This is a genomic window from Geodermatophilus obscurus (assembly GCF_900143215.1).
GTDB classification, from domain to species: domain Bacteria; phylum Actinomycetota; class Actinomycetes; order Mycobacteriales; family Geodermatophilaceae; genus Geodermatophilus; species Geodermatophilus obscurus_A.
On the sequence record NZ_FRDM01000012.1, the window covers coordinates 51,956 to 71,989 of the forward strand.

At 74.2% G+C, this 20,034-nt stretch carries 18 protein-coding genes and 1 pseudogene; 11 read left to right on the forward strand and 8 right to left on the reverse strand.

Annotated elements, in window-relative coordinates:
* Positions 1-85: 85 nt before the first annotated feature.
* From BUB17_RS28565 to BUB17_RS13160, 3 genes and pseudogenes are all read right to left on the reverse strand, one after another.
* A pseudogene (locus tag BUB17_RS28565) lies at positions 86-598 on the reverse strand (SDR family NAD(P)-dependent oxidoreductase); the annotation flags it as partial.
* A complete protein-coding gene (locus tag BUB17_RS13150; RefSeq protein ID WP_072918614.1) occupies positions 595-1,635 on the reverse strand; it encodes an NAD(P)-dependent alcohol dehydrogenase in 1,041 nt (346 codons plus the stop codon). The gene BUB17_RS13150 and the pseudogene BUB17_RS28565, both read right to left, overlap by 4 nt.
* Positions 1,636-1,889: 254 nt before the next feature.
* Complete coding sequence (locus tag BUB17_RS13160; protein ID WP_072918616.1) at positions 1,890-2,912, reverse strand: zinc-dependent alcohol dehydrogenase family protein; 1,023 nt, start codon at positions 2,910-2,912, stop codon at positions 1,890-1,892.
* A 143-nt stretch (positions 2,913-3,055) separates the two neighbouring features.
* On the opposite strand from BUB17_RS13160, the gene BUB17_RS13165 reads away from it, so the two are divergent.
* On the forward strand, positions 3,056-3,940 hold the full coding sequence (locus tag BUB17_RS13165; protein ID WP_083606326.1) for a helix-turn-helix transcriptional regulator: 885 nt from the start codon (positions 3,056-3,058) through the stop codon (positions 3,938-3,940).
* Between the two features lie 456 nt (positions 3,941-4,396).
* Positions 4,397-5,119: a hypothetical protein gene (locus BUB17_RS13170; protein WP_072918619.1), complete on the forward strand. Its 723-nt coding sequence runs from the start codon at positions 4,397-4,399 to the stop codon at positions 5,117-5,119.
* Between the two features lie 440 nt (positions 5,120-5,559).
* On the opposite strand, the gene BUB17_RS13175 is transcribed toward BUB17_RS13170, so the two are convergent.
* Complete coding sequence (locus tag BUB17_RS13175; RefSeq protein WP_141243015.1) at positions 5,560-5,739, reverse strand: hypothetical protein; 180 nt, start codon at positions 5,737-5,739, stop codon at positions 5,560-5,562.
* A 529-nt stretch (positions 5,740-6,268) separates the two neighbouring features.
* Here BUB17_RS13175 and BUB17_RS13180 point away from each other — a divergent pair.
* The 9 genes from BUB17_RS13180 (at position 6,269) to BUB17_RS13220 (ending at position 15,040) form a co-directional block, all read left to right on the forward strand.
* Positions 6,269-6,868, forward strand: a complete 600-nt coding sequence (locus BUB17_RS13180) for a hypothetical protein (RefSeq protein ID WP_083606317.1) — start codon at positions 6,269-6,271, stop codon at positions 6,866-6,868.
* A gap of 62 nt (positions 6,869-6,930) precedes the next feature.
* Complete coding sequence (locus BUB17_RS13185) at positions 6,931-7,587, forward strand: hypothetical protein (RefSeq protein WP_072918640.1); 657 nt, start codon at positions 6,931-6,933, stop codon at positions 7,585-7,587.
* Positions 7,588-7,788: 201 nt separating this feature from the next.
* Positions 7,789-10,644 carry a hydrogen gas-evolving membrane-bound hydrogenase subunit E gene (mbhE, locus tag BUB17_RS13190; RefSeq protein ID WP_072918647.1) on the forward strand — a complete coding sequence of 952 codons (2,856 nt, stop codon included), beginning with the start codon at positions 7,789-7,791 and terminating at the stop codon, positions 10,642-10,644.
* On the forward strand, positions 10,641-10,982 hold the full coding sequence (locus tag BUB17_RS13195; RefSeq protein ID WP_072918648.1) for a sodium:proton antiporter: 342 nt from the start codon (positions 10,641-10,643) through the stop codon (positions 10,980-10,982). The genes mbhE and BUB17_RS13195 overlap by 4 nt, the downstream gene beginning before the upstream one ends.
* On the forward strand, positions 10,979-12,538 hold the full coding sequence (locus BUB17_RS13200) for a monovalent cation/H+ antiporter subunit D family protein (protein ID WP_072918649.1): 1,560 nt from the start codon (positions 10,979-10,981) through the stop codon (positions 12,536-12,538). Before BUB17_RS13195 ends, BUB17_RS13200 begins: the two co-directional genes overlap by 4 nt.
* 35 nt (positions 12,539-12,573) lie before the next feature.
* Positions 12,574-12,954, forward strand: a complete 381-nt coding sequence (locus tag BUB17_RS13205; RefSeq protein WP_208983394.1) for a Na+/H+ antiporter subunit E — start codon at positions 12,574-12,576, stop codon at positions 12,952-12,954.
* Positions 12,951-13,211: an MrpF/PhaF family protein gene (locus BUB17_RS13210; RefSeq protein WP_072918651.1), complete on the forward strand. Its 261-nt coding sequence runs from the start codon at positions 12,951-12,953 to the stop codon at positions 13,209-13,211. Before BUB17_RS13205 ends, BUB17_RS13210 begins: the two co-directional genes overlap by 4 nt.
* Positions 13,208-13,567 carry a monovalent cation/H(+) antiporter subunit G gene (mnhG, locus tag BUB17_RS13215; RefSeq protein ID WP_072918653.1) on the forward strand — a complete coding sequence of 120 codons (360 nt, stop codon included), beginning with the start codon at positions 13,208-13,210 and terminating at the stop codon, positions 13,565-13,567. The genes BUB17_RS13210 and mnhG overlap by 4 nt, the downstream gene beginning before the upstream one ends.
* A 219-nt stretch (positions 13,568-13,786) precedes the next feature.
* Positions 13,787-15,040 carry an AI-2E family transporter gene (locus BUB17_RS13220; RefSeq protein WP_072918654.1) on the forward strand — a complete coding sequence of 418 codons (1,254 nt, stop codon included), beginning with the start codon at positions 13,787-13,789 and terminating at the stop codon, positions 15,038-15,040.
* 31 nt (positions 15,041-15,071) lie between these two features.
* Here the strand turns inward: BUB17_RS13220 and BUB17_RS13225 are convergent, their stop codons facing one another.
* From BUB17_RS13225 to BUB17_RS13240, 4 genes are all read right to left on the reverse strand, one after another.
* On the reverse strand, positions 15,072-16,427 hold the full coding sequence (locus BUB17_RS13225) for a glucose-6-phosphate dehydrogenase (RefSeq protein WP_072918655.1): 1,356 nt from the start codon (positions 16,425-16,427) through the stop codon (positions 15,072-15,074).
* The gene (locus BUB17_RS13230) at positions 16,424-18,280 is read right to left on the reverse strand and encodes a glycoside hydrolase family 15 protein (RefSeq protein WP_208983395.1); all 1,857 of its coding nucleotides are present in this window, start codon (positions 18,278-18,280) and stop codon (positions 16,424-16,426) included. Before BUB17_RS13230 ends, BUB17_RS13225 begins: the two co-directional genes overlap by 4 nt.
* A 454-nt stretch (positions 18,281-18,734) precedes the next feature.
* Positions 18,735-19,007 carry a GlsB/YeaQ/YmgE family stress response membrane protein gene (locus BUB17_RS13235; protein WP_072918746.1) on the reverse strand — a complete coding sequence of 91 codons (273 nt, stop codon included), beginning with the start codon at positions 19,005-19,007 and terminating at the stop codon, positions 18,735-18,737.
* 333 nt (positions 19,008-19,340) lie between these two features.
* Positions 19,341-19,979, reverse strand: a complete 639-nt coding sequence (locus tag BUB17_RS13240; protein WP_072918656.1) for a universal stress protein — start codon at positions 19,977-19,979, stop codon at positions 19,341-19,343.
* Between the last annotated feature and the right edge of the window lie 55 nt (positions 19,980-20,034).

A 20,034-nucleotide genomic window follows, 5' to 3' on the forward strand; every position in this document is an offset into this window, starting at 1 on the left:
GTCGACGATGCCGGGACAGATGGCGTTGAATGGCGTTGATCCGGATGCCGGCGTCGACGTACTCCACGGCCGCGGACTTGGTCATGCCGATCACGCCCCACTTGGCGGCGGCATACCCCGCCTGTCCGGCGATTCCGATGACCCCGGCGCCGGAGGAGGTGTTGACGATGGCGCCGCCGGCGGCCTGCATCAGCGGGATCTCGTGCTTCATGCACAGGAACACCCCGGTGAGGTCCACGTCGACGATCCGGTGCCACTCCTCGGTGGCCAGCTCGGCGAGCGGGGTGCGGGACTGCTCGACGCCGGCGTTGTTGAACGCCAGGTCCAGCCGCCCGAAGGTCTCGACCGTCCGGTCCAGCGCGGCTCGGACGTCGTCCTCGCGGGTGACGTCGCAGGTCAGCGCCAGCGCGCGGCCGCCGTCGGTCTCGATCAGCCGGGCGGTCTCGCGGACGCCGTCCTCGGGGACGCCGGCGACGGCGACGGCGGCGCCCTCCGCGGCGAAGGCCAGGGCGGTCGCCCGGCCGATGCCGATGCCGCTGCCGGCGCCGGTGACGAAGGCGACCTGCCCGGCGAAGCGGGCGCTCTCCGGGGCCGTCACCGAAGGGTGGCGGTTTCGATGACGAACCGGTAGCGGACGTCGGAGGCCAGCACGCGCTCGTAGGCCTCGTTGACCGCGTCGGCGGCGATGACCTCGACCTCGGCGCCGATGCCGTGCTCGGCGCAGAAGTCGAGCATCTCCTGGGTCTCGGCGATGCCGCCGATCATCGACCCGGCGTAGCTGCGGCGGCCGCCGATGAGGGAGAAGACGTTGAGGCTCAGCGGCTCGGCGGGGGCGCCGACGTTGACCAGCGCGCCGCCCACGGCCAGCAGCGACAGGTACGCGTCGACGTCGATCGGTGCGCTGACGGTGTTGACGACCAGGTCGAACCGGCCGGCCAGCTCGGTGAACGTGTCCGGGTCGCTGGTGGCGAAGTAGGAGTCGGCGCCCAGCCGCAGGCCGTCCTCCTGCTTCTTCAGCGACTGCGACAGCACCGTCACCTCGGCGCCCATCGCGTGCGCGAGCTTGACGCCCATGTGGCCCAGACCGCCGAGGCCGACGACGGCGACCTTCGTGCCGGGACCAGCGCCCCAGTGGCGCAGCGGGCTGTAGGTCGTGATGCCGGCGCACAGCAGCGGGGCCGCGGCCGCCGAGTCGATGCCGTCGGGCACCCGGAGCACGAAGCCGGCATCGACCACCACGTGGGTGGAGTACCCGCCCTGGGTGGTGGTGCCGTCGCGGTCCGTGGCGGCGTAGGTGCCGACCATGCCGTTCAGGCAGTACTGCTCGTCGCCGTTGCGGCAGTTGGCGCAGCGGCCGCAGGAGTTGACCATGCAGCCGACGCCGACCCGGTCGCCGACCCGGTGGGTGGTGACCTCGTCGCCCACCTCCGCGACCGTGCCGACGATCTCGTGGCCGGGCACGACCGGGAACGGCTGCGGGCCCCAGTCGCCGTTGACGGTGTGGATGTCGGAGTGGCAGATGCCGGCGTGCGTGATCTCGATGAGGACGTCGTCCGGGCCGACGTCCCGGCGCTCGATGGTGGTGGGGGCCAGGGGCCGGCCGGCGGCCGGGGCGGCGTAGGCGTTGACGCGCATGGGTGCTCCTCGTTCGGTGGGTGGGTGGCTGGGTGAGAGGGGAAGGGTGTCAGCCGACGGCCGGGGCGGCCGCGTACTCCTCGTCGGTGACCGGGGTCAGCCAGTGCACGACGGCGTGGTCGGCGTCGGCCTCGTCGATGGCCACGTGGACCATGAGCCGGTTCGGCGCCGCGCCGTGCCAGTGCTCCTTGCCGGCCTCGACAGCCTGCGGTCGCCGGGCCGGATGACCTCGACCGGTCCGTCCCGCCGGTGGGTCAGGGGCGCAGCAGCGCCTTGATGGCACGGCGCTCGTCCATGGCCCGGTAGCCCTCGGCGGCCTGCTCCAGCGGCAGCTCGAGGTCGAAGACCCTCCCGGGGTCGATGGCCCGGGTGCAGACCAGGTCGATCAGCTCGGGCAGGAACCGGCGCACCGGGGCGGGGCCGCCGTGCAGGTGCACGCCGGAGAAGAAGAGCTCCTCGCCGGGCAGGGACACGTCGTGGCTGACGCCGACGTAGCCGACGTGCCCGCCGGCGCGGGTGGCGCGGATGGCCTGCAGCATCGACTCCTGGGTGCCAACGGCCTCGATCACCGAGTGCGCGCCCAGGCCGTTCGTCAGTGCCTCCACCTCCGCGACGCCTTCGTCGCCGCGGCTGGGAACGATGTCGGTGGCGCCGAACTCCCGCGCCAGCCGCTGGCGGTCCTCGTGCCGGCTGAAGGCGATGACCCGGTCGGCACCCAGCTGGCTGGCGGCCAGGACGCCGAGCAGGCCGACGGCGCCGTCGCCGACGACGGCGACGGTCTTGCCCGGCCCGGCCTCGGCCGCGACGGCGGCGAACCAGCCGGTGCCCAGTACGTCGGAGGCGGCCAGCAGGCCGGGGACCAGGTCGTCGTCCGGCATGCCGGGGGTGGCGACGAGCGTGCCGTCGGCCAGCGGGATGCGGGCGTACTCCGCCTGCGCGCCGGTGGGGGCGCCGGGCTGCCGGTTGACGCAGTGCGTCTGGTAGCCGGCCCGGCAGATGGCGCAGGTGTTGTCGGAGGCGAAGAACGAGCCGACGACGAACTGGCCGGGCTGCACCGTCCGGACGTCGCTGCCGACCTCCTCGACGACGCCGACGTACTCGTGCCCCATCGGGGACGGCCCGTTCACGGCCTCGATGCCGCGGTAGGGCCACAGGTCCGAGCCGCACACGCAGGCGGCGGCCAGCTGGATGACCGCGTCGGTGGGCTGCTCGATCCGCGGGTCGGGGCGGTCCTCGACGCGGACGTCCCCGGGGGCGTGCAGGACGGCTCCTCGCACGGCGGTGCTCCTTCTCTCTGCTGCTGCAGCGGGTGGGTGTGGACTCCACGGAACCTCGTCCTGCGCCCGCGCGGGGGGTCGGGTTTGTGGGGGGTAGAACCTCGCCCCCCCCTCGACCAGCGGTGCGCCGTACCGTCGATCCGGTGGACAACCGAGCCGAGATCCGGGACTTCCTCGCCGGCCGGCGCGCCCGGATCACCCCCGAGCAGGCCGGCCTGCTGCCCGGCGGTGGCCGGCGTCGGGTGCCCGGGCTGCGCCGCGAGGAGGTCGCCGTCCTGGCCGGGGTGAGCACCGACTGGTACACCCGGTTGGAGAAGGGCCACATCGCCGGCGTCTCCGCGGACGTCCTGGAGGCGGTCGCCCGGGCGCTGGAGCTGGACGAGGCCGAGCGGGCGCACCTGTTCGACCTCGCCCGGGCCGCCAAGCCGACCCGTTCACCCCAGCGGCGCAGCAGGGCCGGGGTGCAACCACGGGTGCAGTGGATGCTGGACTCGATGACCTCGTCGGCGGCGTTCGTGGCCAACGGCCGCATGGACATCCTCGCCGCCAACCCGCTGGCCCGGGCCCTGTACTCACCGGTGTTCGACGACCCGCGCCGGCCGGCCAACATCGCCCGCTTCCAGTTCCTCGACCCGCGGGCCCGGGAGTACCACACGGACTGGGGCGCCGCGGCCAACGTCACCGTCGCGCTGCTGCGCACCGAGGCCGGCCGCGACCCGCACGACAGGGGTCTGCGCGAGCTCATCGGCGAGCTGTCCACCGTCAGCGAGGAGTTCCGCACCCGCTGGGCCGCGCACGACGTGCGCATCCACCACGCCGGGGCCAAGCAGTTCCGCCACCCCGCGGTCGGCACCCTCGAGCTGGTCTACCACACCCTCGACCTGCCCACGCAGGACCACGGGAAGCTCGCCCTGACCATCTACACCGCCGAACCCGAGTCCCCCTCCGAGGACACGCTCAAGCTCCTCGCCAGCTGGGGGGCGACCTCCGGACGGCGCCAGCCCGGAGCCACGGCCGACCGCGTCTGACCACCGAACCGCCGTCGCGGGGGATCTCGGCCTCGGACACCCGGGCGGCAGCCGCCGGCATCGAGTCCGGTCAGCTGCCGGCGACGCTCGCCGTGGGTGCGGCAGGCGGGCCCGGGCGGCCCGCGAGCCGACGGACGGCCGAGTCGGAGCGCGCCTGCGCCTCGGGTGGGTCCTGGACCCACGCTGCCCAGGTCCGGCAGGAGCCGGTCCCCCACGGTGCCGGGACCGGACCTGGCCGCCGCCACCTCACGGCGTGCACAGTTCCCGTGGAGTTCCTGCCTGACCGAGGGCTCGCTGTGGGAGGTGCCGTGCCGTCGTCGTCCTCGCCCCGACCTCCCGGGCCCGCGCCGATCGGCGGCTTCCGTCCGGGCACCGGGACCGTCCTGCCCGCCGGTCGCCCGCGCAGCGGCGCGCCCCGGGAGGTGGGGCCGACGAGGTGGCCACCCGGGAACCGCCGTGCGTGACGATCCCCTGCGAGAGGACCCCTGGCCGACCTCCGGTCCGGACGGCGGCACACCTGGGCCGTCCGGCTGGCTGTGGCGAGCACACCGTCTGACGGTCGGCGTGCTCGACACCCTCTACGTGGCGGTGGCGCTGCTCGGTGCCCTGGGCGCCGGCTTCCTCGTCACGCTCGTCATGGTCCCCATCGGCGGACTGCTGGGCGCGGTGGTCGCCCGAGGAGTCCACCGGGCGCTGCACCCCGGCCAGGACGCGCCGTTCTCGCTCCACCTGCCCGTCGCCGTCAGGACCGCGCTGTTCAGCCCCTTCGTCGTCGGCATGGACTCCCTGGGTGAGGACAGCGTGCCCGTCCTCATCGTGCTGACCCTCCTGTGCACGGTGGCGAGTGCCGGGTGGACCCACGCGCTGGGAAACGAGGTCGCCGGTTCACGGCCTCAGGCGCCGTCGCAGCTGTCGGATATCGAGCTCGCCTCCGTACGGAACCTGCTGGAGGCGCTGTCCGTCGAAGACCTGCTGCACGAGTGGCGCTGGAGCAGACGACGGCTGTGCACCGATCCCCACCGGGCCGTCCAGCTCCGCGACCTGCTCCTCGAGGAACTCGAGCAGCGGGACCCGGCGGGTTTCCGGGCGTGGTTGCGCGACGGACTCGAGCAGGACCCCGGACAGCACATCCGTGGCGACGATGCCGCCGGCGGGGCGGCGGCGGGCCGGCCCCGCTGACCAGGCCGCTGGACTTCCGCACCGCGAGCACGCGCGGGCCAGGCCGGCCTGCTCGGGCGGATCAGGTGAGCCCCCCGGCCCGGTCCACCCCGACGACGAGGCGCTCGGCCTGCTCTGCGGCGGCGACACCGATGGGACCGGCGAGGCGTGCACCGGGAACCGGCACCGAGGACGACGTCACCGAGCGGAGGGCGGTGGGCGCGCTCCTCCGGACCGGGGACCAGCACGCCCTCGGGCTGGGAGTCCGCGTGCGCCGCGGGCTCTCCCCGAGTGGCCGCGCCGGACGGCCGCGGCGTCCAGGGGCAGCACGCGGTCCGACGTGCTCGGGCGGCAGGACGAGGGTGAGCTCGCGGCCGGGATCCGCGCGGGTGTCTGCGTCGGTCCGCTCGGGGCGGGCCACCGCCCGGCGACGAGCGGTGAGCCCGACCGCACGCCGGGCGTCATGAGCGGCCGACGTGCCCGGCGGAGCCGGTACGGGAGGACACCGCCCGCCAGACGACGAGGCCCAGCAGGGCCGAGCCGAGCACCATCAGGACGACGACCCAGAGCGCGAGCTCCAGCAGCGTTCCGAGGAACCCGCCGGCGAGGGCGAGCAGCAGGACGAGCACGATCCACAACACGGGGACCTCCACGGGAGAGACGGACACCGAGCGTCTGCCTCGTGCCGGTGGTCCCACACGGGGCGTCCCCGGCACGGACGGCGCGTCGGGAGTTGCCGGACCCGGGCACCGGCACCCCCCGCGTCGACGTCGCCGACCGCCCCGACCACGCGGGCACCCGGCGCGGCAGCCCGCTCGCCTGTCGCCACGCGTCACCGACCACGGTGCCCGTGTCCGGGCCCCGCGGACGGCCGGGCCACAAGGCTGCTCGCGGTCGGCAACCTCACGGAGCACTTCTTCGCCGACCGGGGGCCTGACCTGTTCCCGCGGGCCGCCGCAGCCTCGGGGTCGGCGAGTGCGGACGGGCACCGAGGAGGGAGGCCGAGACCTGATGGTCGCCAAATCCACCGACCCAGGGTCGACCTCCGACGGCAGGAAGCACGGCTCCGTCCGGGGGCACCGCGCCCGCCCCAGGGTGCGGCGTGCGCGTCCTACTCCACCGCCGACCTGGCACGGCTCCTGACGCCTCCGACCGGAAGACGGGCATGACATGACCAGTCACCGACACGACGCACCCCCCATCGACGAGCGTCCGTCCGTCGGCGGGCGCCGCCGGGCCGGGTCGACACCGGGGGCACGCCGCTCGCGCCAGTGGGCGACCCTGGACGGGAGCACGGTCACCGGGTCCCCGGCCCGCCGGCCGGACGACGTCCCCGGTGAGGGCGGCACGGCCACGGTCGCGGCCTGCCTCCGGCTGGCTGCGGGGCTCGGCCGGGAGGAGCACCCGCTGCTGGTGAGACGGCTGGCGCGACTGGACGCCCAGCTGGCCCGGTACCGAGCCGACCAGGTCGACATGGAACTGTCGGTCAAGGACCGCGGGACGCGGAGCCAACGGCTGACCCTCGAGTGCTGGGTCGCCGGTCGTCCGCGTCTGGTCGCCAGCTCGGCGGGCCACGACCTGGACACGGCCGTGAGCCGCGTGCAGGAGGGCATGCGGCGCCAGCTCGACGACGCCGCCACCCGACGCGAACCCCGGAACAACCGCCTGCTGCGGCGTTCCGCCCGGACCACCCCCGGGGCACCGATGCCACACCCGGACGGGCTCACCTTCGACGTCCCGCCGGCGACCCCGTCTCCGGGGGTCCGCTGATGCCCGATCGGACGAGGCCGGCGGACCACGGGCCGAGCACGCTGGAGGAATCCCTGGTCCGAGTGGGCAGGCGGGCCCTCGGCATCCTCTACGGGGGCGTGGCCCTGCTCGGCCTTCTGCACCTGGACCTGAGGACCACGCTGCTGGTCGTGCCGTTCTTCGGCATCCTCGCCGCGGGTCTGCGTTGGTCGATCCACGAGGCGCTGCACGCCGAGTCCACCCCGTCGATCCAGCTCCTCTCCCCGGCCGCGACCGCGGGTGCGCTCTTCGCGCCGTTCGCGATGGGCATCCAAGAGCTCGGCGACCGTGGCGCGTACCTGTTGATCGTGCTGATCGGCCTGCTCACGATCCTCGGCTTCCACTGGCTCTACCGGCTCGAGGTGCCGGTTCGACCGGCCGCCGTCGGCGACCGGTCCTCCGCACCACCTCCCCGACCGACGGAGGCGGCCCATCCCCCACCCCACGAGCTGCTGCCGGCGCTGACCCTCGACGACCTGGTCGACGAGTGGCGCCGCAGCGACGAGCTGCTCCACGGGACGTCTCCCACCGACCGGCGTGCGGCCGTCGAGTGGCGAGGTGTCCTCCTCGACGAGCTCGAACGCCGTGACCCGCGCGGTTTCGGCGACTGGGTGCTGGGCGGCATGGCGCGGGGACCTGAGCACCACATCCGTGCCCGCTCGGACGGCGCCGCCACCGGACCCGACGACCCGGCTCGGTGACGTCCGGCGACGAGCGGCCGACGGCACGCGCGCGACACGCGTCAGCGCGCCCGTCCGCGGGTACCCGCCGCGGGATTGCAGGTGGAGTGCCCAACGGCGGCAGCCAGTCGCCGCCGATGCCGGCGGGGGGAGGACGGCGACGGTGATGGTGGCGTGCCGAGCGGTGGCCCTCGCCGCTCCTCCCGGCGCGCCGGGACAGCCGTGATCCCGCTCGTGGCCCTGGTGGCCATGGCGGTGCTGGCTCTGGCTGCCCCGCTCCTGCACCGCCGGCTGGGGCGCGACACCGGCTACCTGCTGGCCGCCGGGTTCGCGGGGGTAGGCGGGCTGCTGGCGACCGGAGCGCCGGCCGTGCTCGACGGCGGAGCGGTGACCGCCTCGTGGACCTGGCTGCCGTCCCTGCAGGTGTCGTTCGCCCTCCGGCTCGACGGACTGGCGGGGCTGTTCTGCCTCATCGTGTTGGGCGTCGGCGTGCTGGTCATGGCCTACTCCGCGCGCTACATGGGCGACAGCAACCGGAACGGCGTCGTCTACGGGCTCCTGACCCTGTTCGCCGGCGCGATGCTGGGCCTGGTGCTCGCCGCCGACGTCGTGCTGCTCTACGTGTTCTGGGAGATGACCACGGTCTGCTCCTTCGCCCTCATCGGAACGGCCGGGCAGGTAGCCGTGAAGCCCGGTCGCCGGGCGCTGCTGATCACCGCCGCCGGGGGCCTCGCCCTGCTGCTCGCGGTCATCATGCTGTCGGTGGTCGTCGGCACCACCGACCTGGCCATCATCCTCGCCGAGCGGGAGCAGGTGCTCGCCTCGCCGCTGGCCTGGCCCATCGGCGCGCTGATCGCCACCGCGGCGTTCAGCAAGTCCGCGCAGTTGCCACTGCACTTCTGGCTGCCCGGCGCCATGGTCGCCATGACCCCGGTGAGCGCCTATCTGCACGCGGCGACGATGGTCAAGGCCGGCATCTACCTGCTCATGCGCACGACCCCGCTGTTCGCCGACCAACCGGCCTGGTCGGCGCTGCTGATCACCGTCGGACTGATCACGGCCGTGGCGGGCGCGTTCATGGCCCTGCGGGAGCACGACCTCAAGGCGATCCTGGCCCAGTCGACGGTCAGCCAGCTGGGCCTGCTGATCGCCGTGATCGGCGTCGGCACGCCGGTGGCGCTGGCCGCGGCCATGCTGCACACCTTCGCTCACGCCCTGTTCAAGGCGACGCTGTTCATGCTGGTCGGGATCATCGACAAGGAGACCGGCAGCCGCGACATCCGCGAGCTCTCCGGGCTGCGCCGGGTCATGCCGATCACGGCCACGGTCACCGGCCTCGCCGCGCTGTCCATGGCCGGCGTGCCGCCGATGCTGGGCTTCGTCAGCAAGGAGTACCTGTTCCAGGGGCTGCTGCAGGCGGACTTCGCGCCGTGGGCCGGGCCGGTCGCAGGCGCCCTGGGTGTCACGGCCTCGGCGCTGACCTTCGCCTACGGCATGCGGATCTTCTACGGCGCCTTCGGCGGGCCGACCCGGCAACCGGACCTCTACGAGCCGTCGCCGGCCTTCCTCGCGCCCGCAGCGCTGCCGGCTCTCGTCGGCCTGGCGCTGGGCCCCGGCATCGACCTGCTCAACCCGATGGTGACCCGTGCTGCCGCCGACGTGGTCTACGTCGGAGCGGTGCCCGAGTTCTCGTTCTGGCACGGCCTGAGTCCCGAGGTGGTCATGTCGGCGATCACCATCGCCGTCGGCAGCCTCCTGTTCCTGCGGCGGGACCCGGTCGACCGGGCCCTGCAGCGCCTGCGGCTGCCCGACGGCGCGGCCCTCTTCGACCGGACGCACGACGCGACGCTCGCGCTCGGTTCCGCCGTCGGGCGGCCGGACCGGACGGGCATCCTGGCCGCCCACCTCGCTCGTCCGGTGGCCGCGCTCGTCGTGCTCGGCGTGGTGGGGCTCGCCACCGTCGGCGAACTGCCGCCTCGGTCCTCGACGGACCAGCCGCTGGACTGGCCGGTGCTTGCGCTGCTCGGGCTGACCGTCGCCGCCACCGTCCGCACCCGCTCCGCGCTGGCCGCGCTGGGGCTGGTGGGCAGCGTCGGCCTCGTGGTGGCGGCCTGGTTCCTGCTGGCCGGCGCGGTGGACGTCGCTCTGACGTTGCTGCTGGTGGAGGTGCTGACCGCAGTGGTCGCCGTCCTGGTCCTGCGGCGCCTGCCGCTGGGCCTGGGTGGTGCCGGCCGGCCCCGAGTCACCCTGGCCGCAGGGCTGGGCGTCGCGGCCGGGTTCGCAGCCGCGCTCGCCACCTTCGCTCTCACCGGACGCCGCGGGCTGTCGGAGGCCGGTGCCTGGTTCCTGGAGTCCGCCGAGGCGGAGACCGGAGGCACCAACGTGGTCAACACGATCCTGGTCGACTTCCGCGGCATGGACACCCTCGGCGAGGCGATCGTCCTCGGAGCGGCGGCCGTCGGGCTGCTGGTCCTGCTCCGTCGGGACGACGACCCCCGAGCGGAGGACGAGCGGGCGGCCGCGCGGCTGCGGCGCGGACAGACCGATGGCGGGCTCGTGCTGCAGGTGAGCAGCCGGGTGCTGATCCCCGGCATGGCCCTGCTGTCGGCCTACCTGCTGTGGCGCGGCCACGACGAGCCCGGGGGCGGTTTCATCGCCGCGTTGGTCGGTGGGATCGCCGTGGGGCTGTACCAGGTCGCCCACGGGTTCCCCGGGCTGCCCCGCCTGCTGCGCCCCGAGCTGCTGGTCGGCGCCGGGCTGGTCGTGGCGCTCGGCACCGGCCTGGGCGCCGCCGCGGTCGGGGACCCCTTCCTCACCCCGTTCGACATCCCGGTACTGGGGGCAGCGGGCATCGGTTCGGCCCTGGTGTTCGACCTCGGCGTCTACCTGCTGGTGCTGGGTCTGCTCGCGGCGGCCTTCGACCGGCTGAGCACCGGGACGCCCGGAGCCGGCCCGGCCCGGCCCGTATCGGCCCCGGAGGAACCGACGGCCGGCGAGCCGACCCCGGAACCGGCCGGCTCCCGGCCCCGGGGTGCCGGCTCCGTCGTGGGGACGCCGGGCGGAGGGGATGCGCGGTGACCGCCGCGGTCGCCGTCGGCGTCCTCGTGGCCGGAGGCGTCTACCTCGTGCTGCAGCGCAACCTGGTCCGGGTGGTCCTCGGCTTCGTCCTGCTCGGTCACGCGGTGAACGTCCTGGTGCTGGCGGCCGGGGGGATGGACCGGCGCGGCCTGCCGCTGATCGGTCAGGGCGACCCGGCCACGGCTGCGGACCCGCTGCCGCAGGCGTTCGTCCTCACCGCCATCGTGATCACCTTCGGCATCACGGTCTACCTGCTCGCGCTCGCCCGCGCCGGGGGCGCCGACACCGAGCGGGACGCCGTCGAGCCGGGGGACGACGGCGTCGGAGGTGGCCGGTGAGCGACATCCTGCTCGTCCTGCCCGTCGTCGCCCCGCTGACGGCGGCCGGCCTGCTGATCCTGCTCCGGCGCGGCAGGCCGGAGAGCTCCCCGACGCCGGCCCGCGGGGTCGGCTGGGGCGTCAGTGCCGGCGTCCTCGTCGTGGCGTGCGTCCTGCTGACCGGCGCGCTCGACGGCTCCCGCCCGGTCCTGCGGCTCGGGGGCTGGCCGGCGGGGATCGCCATCACGCTGGTCGCCGACGTCTTCAGCGCGCTGATGCTGGTGGTCACCGCGCTGCTGGTCCTGGCGAGCCTGGCCTTCGCCGCGGCCACCGGCGAGGACGACGACCGGTTCTTCGTGCCGCTGGCGCTGATCCTGTCCTCGGGCGTCTACGGCGCGCTGCTGACGGCCGACCTGTTCAACCTCTTCGTGTTCGTCGAGGTGATGCTGCTCCCCAGCTACGTGCTGCTGACCGCGGCCGGCGGCGGGCGGCGGCTGGCCGCCGGTCGCCTGTACGTCACGGTCAACCTGCTGGCCTCCACCGTCTTCCTCGCCGGGGTGGGGCTGCTCTACGGGACCGCCGGGACGGTGAACCTCGGCGAGCTCGCCGCAGTCGCCACCGCGTCGGCTCCGGCGGCTGTCGCGAGTGCGGTGATCATGCTGGCCATGGCCGTCAAGGCCGCCGTCGTGCCACTGCACAGCTGGCTGCCCACCACGTACTCCGCCACCGGCCCGGCGGTGACCGTGCTCTTCTCCGGCCTGCTCACCAAGGTCGGCGTCTACGCCCTGATCCGGATCTACGCCGTCCTCTTCGACGGCGACCGGCGGTACCTGTGGCTGCTCATGACCGCCGCGCTGCTCACCATGGTCGTCGGTGTGCTCGGTGCCGTCGGGGAGCGGGCGATGCGCCCGGTGCTGACGTTCCACATGGTCAGTCAGATCGGCTACATGCTGCTCGGGCTGGCCCTGTTCACCGGCGCCGGGCTGGCCGCGGCCGTCTTCTTCCTCGTCCAGTACGTGCTGGTCAAGGCGGCGCTGCTGATGGTCGCCGGGGCGGTGGAGGTGGGCTACGGCACCGGGGATCTGGCCCGGCTGGGCGGGCTGATGCGCCGGGAGCCGGCGCTGGCGCTGGCGTTCGCCGTCTCGGCGCTGGCGCTGGTGGGCATCCCGCCGCTGTCGGGGTTCGTGGCCAAGCTGGGGTTGGCCACGGCGGCCGTGGCGGAGCAGCGATACCTGGCCGCCGCCGTCGTGGTCGGGGTCAGCCTGCTGACACTGACGTCGATGCTCAAGGTCTGGAATGCGGTGTTCTGGCAGGCCGCGCCCGAAGGCAACCGGGCCGACGAGGGCCCGCACGACGCCGCGCCCCGGGCACCGAGCCCCCACGACGACACGGGGCGCACCACGGTGACCGGCGTACGCACCCGGCTGCGGCCGGCGCTGACGGCACCGGCCCTGCTGCTCGCCGGCCTCGCCGTGGTCCTCGGCCTGTGGGCCGAGCCGCTGTTGACTGCCGCGGCCGCGGCCGCCGACGGGCTGCTCGACACCGAGGCGTACGCGGCGGCGGTGACCGCACCGTGAACGGGTCGGATTCTCCGTCGGTACCGCACCGGGCCGTGGTCCGGGGCCGCCGGATCGCCTCCTTCGCCGCGGCGTACCTGGTGCGCTTCCTGCGGGCCAACTACCGGGTGGCGCGGGAGATCGTCACGCCCGGCGACGGGCTGGCGCCGGCGATCGTCGAGGTGCCGTTGCGCAGCCGCACCCCGTTCGAGATCGCCTCCTACATGAGCCTGGTCAGCCTCGCGCCGGGCAGCGTGGCGCTGGCGCTGAGCGAGGACCGCTCCCGGCTGGCCGTCCACGGCATGCACGCCGGGGACCCGGAGCACTTCCGCGCGGACCTGCGCGAGCTCGAGGACCAGATGCTGGCGGCCTGGCGTCCGGTGGGGCCCGGCCGCGACGCCACCGGCGACGACTCCACCAGGAGGAGAACGACGTGATCCTGATCGACGCCGCCCTGGTCGTCCTGGCGCTGGCCCTCGTCGTGGCGACGGTGCGCCTCGTCGTCGGCCCCACGGACGCCGACCGGGCACTGAGCGTGGACTTCGGCTTCGCGGTGGTGATCGCCGCCGTCGCCCTGCTGGCCGTGCGCCTGGACGCGCCGGCCCTGCTCGACCTGGTCCTCGTCGCCACGCTGGTCGGGTTCCTGTCCACGGTGGCCTTCGCCCGGCTGGTAGCTGCGAGGTCGTCGTCGTGACCGCCCAGACGGTGGTCGGTGACGCCTTCGTCCTGGTCGGGGTCTTCCTCATCGGGGTCGCGGCGATCGGCCTGCTGCGCCTGCCGGACGTGTACAACCGGGCGAACGCGGTCGCCAAAGCGGCGAGTCTGGGCCTGGTGTCGGTGCTGCTCGGGGTCGTGGTGCTCACGCCGGGTGTCACGGCGGTGGTGGTGCTGCTGGTCGCCATCGCGCTGCAGTTGTTCACCGTGCCCATCGCCGGCTACAAAATCGGTGAGGCCGCCTTCCTCTCCGGCGCGCCGGTGGCACCCGGCACCCACTGCGACGACCTCGGCGCCGGCTACGGCCGGGACGGGGCACCGCCGACCGGGCGCTGAGCGGAACCCGTCAGGGCTGCAGAAAGCTGGCGACCTCTGCCAGGTCCCGGCCCGAGCCCACACGCCGGGAATGGCAGGCACGGCGCAGCGCGCCTCCTCCGGAGGACCGGTGCACCGTCGTTTCTGGGCCCGGGCAAGCACAGTGATCCAGCGCTTCCGGCCTTCGGACGACAAAGGACACCCTGGGTCGGTCGTCACTCCTCTGGGCACTGTGCCGCCATGAGCGCACCACAGGCGGCCGACACGAACGACGCCCTGCTGCTGCGCGCCGGACGGCGGGCCTGGGCGGCGGCGGGGATCGCCGGTGTCCTGGTCCTGGTGTTCCTCCTCCTGCGGGAGGTGAGCATCCTCGTCACACCACTGGTCGTGGCGATGTTCCCGGCCGCGGTGCTGACGCCCGTGGCCTCCTGGCTCAAACGCAAGGGCGTGCCCGGGTCGGTGGCCGCGCTCCTGCTGCTCCTGGCTCTGCTCGCCGTGCTCGGCCTGGGCCTCTGGTTCGTGGTCCCCCGGTTCGTCGGCCAGGTGCCCGAGCTGGTCGACAGCGTGCGGGAGGCGTTCGCCGACCTGGAGGCACTCCTGGCCGACACCCCGGTCACGCTGCCCTTCGACATCGGCGACGGTGGGCTGGCTGCCGCCGCCCAGCAGGCGTTCGACTCCTTCGACGCCGGCGCGGGCGAGGTGGTGGGCCAGGGGCTCGACCTCGTGTCGCGGGTGGTGGACCTCGGCACCGCACTGCTGATCTTCCTCGTCGCGCTGTTCTTCTACCTCCGTGACGGCGACCGCATCTGGGCCGGGGTCACCAGCCTGCTGCCCCGCACCACCCGGCGGCACGTCCGGCGCGCCTCCGGGCAGCTGTGGTGGACCCTGGGTGCCTACTTCCGCGCGCAGGCGCTCGTCGCGCTGGTCGACGCGGTCGCCATCGGCATCGGCCTGCTCGTGCTCGGCGTCCCGCTCGCCCTGCCGCTGGCCCTGCTGGTGTTCTTCGGTGGGTTCTTCCCCATCGTGGGTGCCGTCGCCTCCGGCATCGTGGCCGTGCTGGTCGCGCTGGCCGACCAGGGGCTGGGCACCGCGCTGCTCGTGCTCGGCCTCGTGCTGCTCGTGCAGCAGGTGGAGGGGAACCTGCTGGAACCGCTGATCATCAGCCCGATCCTCCGGCTGCACCCGTTCGCGGTCATCCTGGCCGTCTCCGCCGGTGCGGTCACCTACGGCGTGCTCGGCGCGTTCCTGGGCGTGCCGCTGGCAGCCTGCCTCGGGCGGGTCGTCGACTACGCGCGAGGGCGCCGCCCCGCTGCCGGCCCCGGCTCCGACCCGGACGACGACGAACCGGCCTGGGACGGCGCGGGCGAGGAGCCCGACCCCGATGGCGAGGACCCCGATGCAGCGTCCGCAGGCAGTGAGCCGGGCGACAGCGACGGCACCCGCCGCACCGCGACCGGGGCCATCCGGGTGGGAGACCGGGACACCGACCAGTGACAGACCGGGCACATACCCGTGGCGGGTCGGCTCAGCCCGCCGGTCCCGCCGATCCGGCCGGGTACTCGCCCAGTGGCACCTCGCCGGCGGCCCAGGCGGCCAGCACGGGTTCGACGATCCGCCAGCTCTCCTCCGCCTCGACGTCGCTGATCGACAGCGTGGTGTCGCCCTCGAGCAGCTCGCGCAGCAGCAATCCGTAGGCGGGCAGGTCGTGCGGGGCCATCCGCGCCGCGAGCACCTGCCTCTCCAGGTCGAACGGGTCCCCCGCGCCGTTGAGGTTGACCTCCAGCGCGATCGCGTCGGGGGACAGCGAGAGCCGCAGGACGTCGGGCTCCGGCTCGGCGTCCAGGAACGGCAGGTGCGGCACCGGGCGGAACCGGACCACGATCTCCTGCCGGTCGGCGCCCAGGGCCTTGCCGCTGCGGAGCCGGAACGGCACCCCTGCCCACCGCCAGTTCTCCACGGTCACGGTGAGCTCGGCGTAGGTCTCGGTCTCCCGCGCCGGGTCGACGCCGTCCTCGTCGGCGTAGTCCGGCAGTGCCCGCCCGGCCACGGTTCCCGCGGTGTACCGGCCGCGCACGCTGCCGGCCCGCACGTCGTCCGGGGGCCGGACGGCGCGCAGCACGTCGGCCTTCCGTGCCGGCAGGTAGTGCGCGTCCACGGCCAGCGGGGGCTCCATCGCCACCAGCGCGAGCAACTGCAGCAGGTGGTTCTGCACCATGTCCCGCAGGGCGCCGGACCGGTCGTAGTAGCCGGCCCGCCCCTCCAGGCCGAGGGTCTCGTCGGCGACGATGTCCACCCGCTCGATGTGCGCGGCGTTCCAGATCGGCTCGAACACCCGGTTGGCGAACCGCAGGCCGAGGACGTTGAGCACCGTCTGCTTGGCGAGGAAGTGGTCGACCCGGAAGACCGCCTCCTCGGGCAGCAGCCGGTGCAGGAGGTCGTTGAGGGCGCGGGCGTCGGCCCGGTCGGTGCCGAAGGGCTTCTCGACGACGATGCGTGCACCCTCCGGCAACCCGACCTCGGTCAGGGCCGTCAGCGTGGGGCGGAACAGGGTGTGCGGCAGGGCCAGGTAGACGACTGGCTCGCCGTCCACCCGGGCGAGCGCGGCCCGCAGGTCGTCGGGGTCGGTGACGTCTCCGCGGGCGAAGTCCAGCCGGTCGACGAGCCGTTCGCGGGCGGCCTCGGGCAGCTCTCCGGCGGAGGTGGCCAGCCGACCTCGTGCCCAGTCCCGGTACGCCTGGTCGTCCCACTCGTCCCGGGCCACGGCGAGCAGGCCGGTCTCCCCGCTGAGGACGCCGGTCTCGTACAGCCGGGCCAGCGAGGGCAGCAGCAGCCGGCCGGTCAGGTCACCGGTGCCGCCCAGCACGACGAACGAGCGGGTCACCGTGCGCTCCGCTCGACCGCCTCCGCGCGCGCCAGCTTGGCACCGCTGGCGATCAGCCCCAGGTGGCTGAAGGCCTGCGGGAAGTTGCCCAGGAACGCGCCGGTGCCCGGGTCGATCTCCTCCGACAGCAGGCCCAGGTGGTTGGCCCGGTCGCACAACGAGTCGAACAGCACGTGCGCCTCGTCCAGGCGCCCCTGCCCGGTCAGGTTGTCGACCAGCCAGAAGCTGCAGAGCAGGAACGCGCCCTCCCCGCCGGGCAGCCCGTCGTCCGACTCCTCGTGCCGATAGCGGTAGAGCAGCCCGTTCCCGGCGTCCAGGTGCCGGTGCACCGCCGCGGTCGTCGCCACCATGCGCGGGTCGTCGAAGGCCACCACGCCACGCAGCGGGAGGGCCAGCAGCGACGCGTCCAGGCCGCCGCGCCGGCGGCCGTCGTCGTCGTCGGCGAGCTGCTCGATGAAGGTCTCCCGATCGGGATCCCAGGCCCGGTCCAGCACTGCCGACCGGATCCGGTCGAGCTCGGCGCGCCACCGGTCGCCCGGGTGGTGCAGACCGCGCGTCTCGGCGATCCGCAGCGCCCGGTCGACGGCGACCGCGCACAGCGCGACCGAGTAGGTGAACGGCCGCCCGGCGCTGCGGACCTCCCAGATGCCGTGGTCGGGAGTCGTCCAGTTCTCGATGGCTGCCTCGGTGAGGTCGCACAGCGCCGCCCACAGGTGGTCGTCGACCCGGCCGCCGGAGCTCACCCACCCCCAGGCGACGTCGAGCAGCTCGCCGTAGACGTCGTGCTGGGTCTGCCCGGCCGCGCCGTTGCCCCAGCGCACCGGTGCCGAGCCGCGGTAGCCCGCGAGCGCGGCGTCCTCCTGCTCCGGCGGCGGCTGACCGCCGTCGAGGGCGTACATCAGGTGCGGTTGCCCGTCCCGCTCGACGTTGGTCAGCGTCCAGGCCAGGAGCGCCTGGGACTCACCGGGCATCCCGACCTGGCGCAGCGCGTAGGTGGAGAAGGCGGCGTCGCGCACCCACGTGTAGCGGTAGTCCCAGTTGCGCACGCCGCCGATCTCCTCCGGGAGGGAGGACGTCGCCGCGGCCATGATGGCCCCGCTGGGCACGTGGTCGAGCATCTTCAGCGCGAGTGCCGAGCGCAGCACCAGACCCCGCTGGGGACCCTCGTACTGCAGGTTCCCGGCCCAGGCCCGCCAGGCCTGGGCGGTCTGGTGCACCAGCCGGGCGGGGTCGGCGCGGTCGAGCAGCCGGGTGGTGCCCGACCAGTGCAGGGAGGCGGTCAGCCGCTCCCCGGCACGCAGCCGCACCGTTCCCCCGATCGACCCGTCGGGAGCGACGTCGAGGTCGTGCGAACACCACAGCACCAGGGTCAGGTCGGGGCGCGCGGGCCAGTGGAGGCGCCACGCGCCGCTCTCGCGGGTGACCCGGACGTCGTCGCGGGGGGCGAGTCGAACATCCAGCTCCGCGGCGCCCGTGACGACCCTCGCGACCCGCAGCAGCTCGCTCCGCCCGGCCGGCACCAGCTCCCCCAGATCGGCCCCGGAGCGCAGCGCCATGCAGTCGGTGAGCTCGACGATGCCGTCCGGACCGGCCAGCTCGGTGATCAGCACGTTGCTCTCGTCGAGGTAGCGCTGGCCACCGGCCCGCAGTCCGCGCGGGGCCATGGTGAAGGCGCCGCCGCGTTCGACGTCCAGCAGCCCCGCGAGCAACGGCGGGCTGTCGAAGTCGGGCAGGCACAGCCACGGGATCGACCCGTCTCGGGCGACCAACGCGCAGGTGGCGCCGTCCCCGATCAGCCCGTGGTCCTCGATGGGCAGGAAGCCGTCGATGCGGGTCAGTGGGCGGATGGACACGGGCAGCACGCTCCTCGGGTCAGCGGCCGACCGGTGATGGCTCGCACGACGCAGCGCTACCCGGGACTGCCGGCATCATCCGCTGAGCCGCCGTCGCTGCCGGGTCCGGGCAAGCACGGTCGTCGGCCTCTGCCGGGTCCGGGACGACGTGCGACTCGGCGGCTCGCTCACCTACGCCCGGGGCACCGTGCCCCAGCACCGTGCCCCAGCACAGCGCCGGCAGCAGCGGGCGAGGACGCCTGCTGCTGCCGGCGGGCAGGGGGACGGCAGGTCGGCCCGCTCGTCGAGCGGCGCCGCCCGTGCCGGTGGACAGCCCGACCGACCACCGGCCGGTCGTGGGGACGGTCGTCCCCGCGCGCTGTGCCCGGGAGCGGCCGAGCGTTCCACTCGGCCGCTCCCGGGCACCTCCGGACCGAGCGGGACCGCCGGCCCGGCGAGCAGGTGCGTCAACGCGTCAGTGCGATCGGGCACCCCGTCGACCGGTCACGGCGACGTAGACGCCGAGCACGACGATCGCCCCGATGATGGAGCCGATCCACCCGGCGGTCCCCAGCTCGAAGCCCCGGCCACTGATCAGTCCGCCGAGGAGGTTGCCGACGAACGAGCCGATGACCCCCAGCACGATGGTGGCCAGGATGCTGAGGTTCTGCTTGCCGGGGATGACGGCACGGGCGATCAGCCCGGCCACCAGCCCGATGACCAGCAGGACGATGATGTTCCAGATCACGATGTCTCCTCGGTTGACACGGTCGGTCCCGGGTCCGCGGTTGCGGCCCAGGTACAGCGGGTGCGGCCCGGTGGGGCCGCGCGGGGTCCGACGGTCGGACGCCGACATCTGGTGGTGACGTCGTCGTGGTGACCGAGCGAGCCGCCCGGCACGAGCGGACGACGCCGACGTCATGCCCTGCGAGACTCCGCTTCTCACACTCGAACGGGTGGTCTTCCGACGGACGGCCACCCCGCGCCCGCTGCGGGGGCCAGGCACGCAGCCCCGGCGCGTGGATGGCTGACCGGCCGGTGAGCGTCCTCGCAGGCGCGCGCCCGGCGTACGGCCCCGCGGTCACGTGCGGGCGTCGGGCGGAGGTGCCAGCAGTACCGGGCACCGGGCACTCGTGGTCACTCTCGACGCCGCGCTGCCCAGCACCGCCCGGGACAGCCCCTTCCCCCGCCGTCCCACCACGATGAGGTCGACGTCCTCCGTGTCGGCCAGCCCCAGGAGCGCCGGAGCGGGCTGACCGTTCATGATCTGCGTCTCGACCGCCACCGTCCCCTCGGGCAAGCCGTCCCGGTGCCGGGACAGCAGGTCCCTGGCCGAGGCGAGCTCGTCGTCCCGTCCACCGTCCACGGCGTCCGAGCTCACCACGGTCGCCAGCAGGACGCGACCAGCGACGGGGACCACCAGCCGGAGAGCGGCCCGGACGGCCTCCTCCGACCCTGGCGACCCATCGACCCCGATCAGCACACACAGCTGTCCTCCGGGCGTCGCCTCGTCGGCACCCGGTTCTCCGTACCGCTCCAGCCGCTGCGGCCTCCTCCGAGCGCGCTCCACGGCGATCGGCAGGATGAGCGGACCGAGGACGGCGCCGAGCAGGAGCCAACTGCCGTCGCGGTGACCACGCCGGTACAGGACCAGCACCACGGCGACCATCCCGGCGGCCACCCAGCCGACGAGCGGCAGCGCCCAGTACGCGGCGCTCACCTGCGGCCTCCCCATCCCACGGGACCCGAGGCACCGGCGAGGGGTGCGCGGTCGG

Excerpts from the sequence above, each read along its gene's own strand:
- BUB17_RS13150 (WP_072918614.1), bottom strand. The coding sequence starts at position 1,635 with ATGCGCGTCAACGCCTACGCCGCCCCGGCCGCCGGCCGGCCCCTGGCC.
- BUB17_RS13180 (WP_083606317.1), top strand. The coding sequence starts at position 6,269 with ATGACCAGTCACCGACACGACGCACCCCCCATCGACGAGCGTCCGTCC.
- BUB17_RS13220 (WP_072918654.1), top strand. The coding sequence starts at position 13,787 with ATGAGCGCACCACAGGCGGCCGACACGAACGACGCCCTGCTGCTGCGC.